1 protein-coding gene is annotated in these 1,193 nt (G+C 30.1%); it reads right to left on the reverse strand.

All coding sequences use genetic code 11. The annotated features are described in order from the left end of the window. Positions 1–560: 560 nt before the first annotated feature. On the reverse strand, positions 561–1,193 hold a 633-nt coding region (locus tag BGC07_RS02575), incomplete at its 5' end, for a hypothetical protein (RefSeq protein WP_235602849.1).

Consider the following 1,193-nt stretch of genomic DNA (forward strand, 5'->3'; position numbering starts at 1 on the left):
CATTCTTGGTATCTGAGTAATAAGAGATCATCGGCGTTTCTAGGTGCGTTGAAAATGTATAAACTGTTTTTATTTCTTTATTACTTTTAATAAACTTCATGATTTGAGTATAGGGTTCCATGCTCTCACTCTCTAAGAAAGCAACTTTAAATTGAGAAAAAACAAAAATAACAATCAAAAAAATACAAAAAAAGAGATTATAAACGTTATGATGTACAGTAAAAACTCTCTAGTTGAAAATAGTGAATTTACATTTTTTGCTAAAATCATAAAAGATATCACGATAGAAAATACCGCAATTGAATACATCGGTAACAGATGGTAATACCATGGCTGCCCTGGTATAAAGTAAGATAGAAACAAACCAAATATAAAAATTATAAAAACCAAAAATAAGTTTTTAAAACTTGGGAACAGTCGAATCATGATAAAATTTATTACGACAATCACTATCGAAATTATTATAAAGGGGTTCATCAAACGATTTAACTTAGCAGCAGCCTCAAAGCCACTATAAAAATCAATATCATATGGCACTATTGTTGTAAGGTAATCAGGAGTTAAAAAATATATCGAAAGCAAATATATAAAAAGACCAAGATTACAGCAATGCTTTCAGCTCTGATGAGTAAACTAAATTTTCTATACTTTAAAAATAAATACAATTCAAAAATTACTGGGGCAAAAATAAAATAAGGCTTCAAGCAAAAACCTAGCCCAGCACAGACTCCAATAAAAATCCTTACAGTTTTTTTCTCACTGTAATAATCAACGGCTAATGAAATTACGTATGGCATTACCAACATAATCATCAAATGCTCACGCTCAGCAAAAGCATAAGATGGCAGCATAAAGTATATAACAACCAATGAAAGAACTAGAATACTTTCACTCACTGTATCGCCATGAAATATTTTTCTTATGCTTGGTTTTGACAAAGCTAAAGAAATTATTCCTATAGAGAAAGTTAAAATATAAACAGCATATTCCTCAGGAATGGCTAGATATTGTTTTAACAGATAAGCCGGAGTATAAAGGTATAAAATTAACGGTGGATTAGTTTCAAAAAAATCTTGAACATATGACCCACCAGAAAGTAATCTAGCCGTTGCAGTCATCAACCAGATCACATCATTACTAAGAATGATGTGCAACTGAATAACAAAAGAGACAATAATTATTAAAATTAATGG

The organism is Piscirickettsia litoralis (assembly GCF_001720395.1).
In the GTDB taxonomy this organism is placed as follows: Bacteria; Pseudomonadota; Gammaproteobacteria; order Piscirickettsiales; family Piscirickettsiaceae; genus Piscirickettsia; species Piscirickettsia litoralis.